This is a genomic window from uncultured Proteiniphilum sp. (genome assembly GCF_937873925.1).
Lineage (GTDB): Bacteria > Bacteroidota > Bacteroidia > Bacteroidales > Dysgonomonadaceae > Proteiniphilum.
The window spans coordinates 1-4,018 of the sequence record NZ_CALNAT010000087.1 but is presented as its reverse complement, the minus strand read 5'-3'; the positions used below and the strand labels follow the sequence as shown (position 1 = coordinate 4,018).

2 protein-coding genes and 1 pseudogene are annotated in these 4,018 nt (G+C 44.6%); 2 read left to right on the top strand and 1 reads right to left on the bottom strand.

The genetic code is table 11. The annotated features are described in order from the left end of the window. Nucleotides 1-217: pseudogene (locus Q0502_RS06220) on the bottom strand (GNAT family N-acetyltransferase); the annotation flags it as partial. A gap of 460 nt (nt 218-677) precedes the next feature. Between Q0502_RS06220 and Q0502_RS06215 the strand changes: the two are divergent. Then, nucleotides 678-3,104 (top strand): alpha-L-rhamnosidase C-terminal domain-containing protein, encoded by a 2,427-nt coding sequence (locus tag Q0502_RS06215; RefSeq protein WP_298648537.1) that lies wholly within the window; start codon nt 678-680, stop codon nt 3,102-3,104. Nucleotides 3,105-3,493: 389 nt separating this feature from the next. After that, complete coding sequence (locus Q0502_RS06210) at nt 3,494-3,898, top strand: DUF6157 family protein (RefSeq protein ID WP_298648534.1); 405 nt, start codon at nt 3,494-3,496, stop codon at nt 3,896-3,898. Nucleotides 3,899-4,018 lie beyond the last annotated feature (120 nt).

Genomic DNA, 4,018 nt, shown 5'->3' with positions numbered 1-4,018 from the left:
ACTTCCTGATGGTAAAGACATATTCAAATTGGTCCTCTGAAGCATTTACTACTGATTCAACAAATTTTTCCGTATCTGAAATGTCTTTCGTCTGCGCAACAAACGGCAACCATCTCCCCAGGTAGTCTCTTTGAAGATCAATCGTTTCAAAAATATCTTTCACGTCCGATTGTTTTAGTTGTTTTAATTTTATTTCTTCATCTATGTCTATTATCATATCCCTCAATCCGTTCAAATATGGTTTTATTACTTACAAACCAACCTTAGCTCCTGTTTTTGATCGTTGGACTGTTTGTATTTGTCGTAAAGTCTTTCTCCTTCCATGTAATACGTTGTTATTGTTTGCCGTAGATTTCCTTAAGATAGGCTATCGTGGAGAGACTATTATTCTCCACAGTACTTCGGAGCCGATATCCGACGACCGATAAAATAATTTTCATACGATATGCTTTATCAAGAGTTACACGCTCCTGCTGGTTAGCTTTTAGTAATTTAACACGCAAGAAGCTTATTTGTTGTTGATGGACGTTATCTTTTTTTGGTGGAATTCAGCTGTCAGGTTATGCCGGAACTGTAATTTTAGCTTTGCAGAGCAATCAGCTGCCTATAGTTATTTGAAATTTGAAATCAATCACCTATATTTGTAGCATCATCTGTTGTATTAAAAAAATGTCACCATGAGAAGAGATCTGTTCTTCCTTGTTTCCACTTTTATCTTAACAGCGTCAATCTTCTGCTCTTTTGCACAAAATACCCCCCTGTATCCATACCCTTCGATACAGGGTTCTTACAACGGAGAAAAAGCAATGTACTCTCCCGACCCTCTTGTATCGTATCGTTGGAAAAATCCCAAGGCATCAGACGGATTGGAAATTTATCGCATTGAACCGGTAAGTGTAGTATCAATTATAGGCACACAAACCCGACAGACAGGACACAACCGCATTCGCGTCACCGGCCCTTGCGATTTGATGTTTGATTTCGGGCAAGTAAATGCGGCTTGGTTTGAATTTGACTCGGACGATTTAGATGGAGATATTGAAATGAGTATAAGCGAGTTCAATGAACCAGCTGTATTTAACGCAGGATCTCAATCACCGCGAAAGACCGCAGTACCCCGGAGGTACGGAAACACCTGGCGCCTGGAGCTAAATGATGAACTGTATGAAGGGGTTCGTTACGCCTGGATTCATATCCATAGCCTTAACAGACCGGCTGTAATCCAATCACCCAGACTGATCTGCCAGACAAAGCCGGCCAATTATGAAGGCAGCTTCTCCAGCAACGACACCTTGCTCACCAGGATGTGGTATACCGGGGCGTATACCGTCAAGTTGAATCTCCTTAAGGATTATTTTGGTGCGATCCTTATGGAACGTAGCGACCGTCATTCCTGGACAGGAGATGCCCACACCTCCCAGGCTGCTTCCATGATTGCTTTCGGAAATTACGACTTCGTCAGGGAAAATCTGCGATATACATCTACCCAATACAACGGAATCGCGAGTTATTCACTTTACTGGGTACTGAGCCTGGTTGATTACTACAATTACACAGCAGACAGGGCGTTTCTGGAAGAAATGCTCGAGAACGCCTGTAGCAAGCTAGAGACGGCCTATCAACATTACGGAACCAATCCGGAACTCTCGTTCTACGGATGGGATGAACGTCTGGGTGCCGGATTCGAGAATCCGTCCAACAGCGAGACACAGAATGCTTACAAGATGTTGTCCATCCGTTCATGGATAGAGTTCAGCGAGGTATTGGATCATGCAGGCTATTCGCTATTGAGGAATCAATTCAAAGGATATGCAACGGAAAAAATCAAGCAATTACGCAACGATCCCGAATGGATGATATCCTTGGGTATACATGCTGCATCAGATGCTGTGAATGCTGGTTTTGCCGATGCAGGTGAACGGGAGAGCATCTGGCAAAACGCCTTTACCGATCGGTTGCAAAGGATGTCTTATTCACCATTCAACCAGTATTTCATCATCCGTTCGATGGCTGCCATGGACCGGTATCCGGAAGCTTTATCCACCATCCACGATTGCTGGGGGGGACAGCTCCGTTATGGAGCCACCACGTTCTTTGAAGTATATCGAAGTTCATGGAACCAGGTCTCGGCACCGAACGACGCTCCCATAAATAATCAATGCGGGTATACCAGTCTGGCCCATCCTTGGAGTGCCGGCATTACCAACTGGCTATCAGAAGAGATACTGGGCATACAACCGCTGGAGCCAGGATTCACTACCTTCCTTGTGCGCCCTCACCTCACGGCCACCGTCAACCGGGTCAGCGGTGAAACACCCACCCTAAAAGGCAAAATCAAGGCCTCATTTGACCTGCTTACGGGGCAGCACCGGCTTAATGTCCCGCACGGCACCTCAGCCACACTTTGCATTCCCAAGGCAGGGATGGAGATCCAACGGATAAATTTCTCGGACAAGTCGTATCGTGCAAGCCACGAAGATAGTCAATTTGTTTATTTCACCAACCTGTCAGAAGGAGAATACCGGATAAAGGTAGAATACAAGGGTAAATTAGCGCAAACAGAAGAAGAACCGTTGATATACGAATACGCTCAACCTAAAGAAGATGTAATCACTCAGGGAAATTGGCAGGAGAGATACGGCAGCAGTGGTTATATATTGTTTAACTACGATAGCCTTACCCATAAAATGGTTCTACCGGATTTCATGGACCAGCCCCTTTTCAACAAGCAGGGAAATATTCACTGGGCCACCAACACTTCCGACGTAAGAGCCCTGAAGGAAATCGATGGAACGAGAAGCATTGGCGCCTTTATCACGCGTGATCCCATCCCGTGCGACCAGACCATGACCATTGATCTGCCGGTAGAAACCAGCAATCCCTACAAAGTTTCGCTCTATTTTGTAGACTGGGACAAAACAAACCGTCGTTCAGCCATCGAGATATTCGATCTTAAGACAAAAAAACTGCTTGCTCCGGTACATATGATACGGGATTACTCCGAGGGGAAATATGTCACTTATCTTTTCGATCGTTCCGTAAGAATCCGGATCAACCAGGTAAGGGGAAGCAATGCTGCAGTTAGCGGTATTTTCTTTGATTAGCCCCCAAGAACCCATTATTCCGGGTTGTTTTCCAATAAAATTCTCACTACAGAAAAAAATCGCTTCCCTCCTCATCCGGGAGCGTGAAAGAAATCCTTGTTCGAGTTTAAGTGAATGAGATCTCCTTATCCGGGTTCAGTTGATTTTTCACAAACGGGTTATTGCCGGGCATTGATTCTGGAAACTAATCCGACTTTTCGCGAATGATTACGCTGTTTCTGCAAGTTTATTCCGAGCCAGTATCGTAAATACTTATCAGAAGAGGATGGTGTAATTTAGGAGAAACTCTCAAACAATCTCCGAAAAAAACGGTTATATACCGTGAAGTCGTGATCGAAGCCGGTCGACAATCAACGAATGAACGGCTTCGCCGGAATAACTTGAACCCTATGCATACAACCAACTATTTTGATACGTTTATCGAGGTTGCCTCCGACACAAAAGTGGCTCAGGGAAATCCCCCTCCACCCAAAGCAAAAAAAACGGTGGCTCGGCTGCAATACGAACTTATTTCTGAGAATCCCTACCAATATAGTTCGGATGATATCCTTTTCCGTGTGCATACGGAAAAGAACGATACACCCTCCGATAAACAGGAACAGGCAAGAATTCTGTTCTTTTCCAAAGGGCAACCCTGTCTACGTACATCGCCACTGGCCAAGATCTATGGTTTCGGAATTCATTGCGACAGTGAGGGGAAAGTAGCCCTTTACGGCATGGAAACGGAGGAATATAAAATCTTTTTGGCTGATGCTAAAATTAAAAAAGTGAAAGCAATGCGGTCAGGAAGATAACAACAAGCAAAAAGTAATCAAAAAAATCTATGAATCTTTATACAATCCCTACACAAGTACGTATCGGACATGTACACCTGAAGGTGTCCGACCTGGAGCGCGCCCTTTCTTTCTATCGCG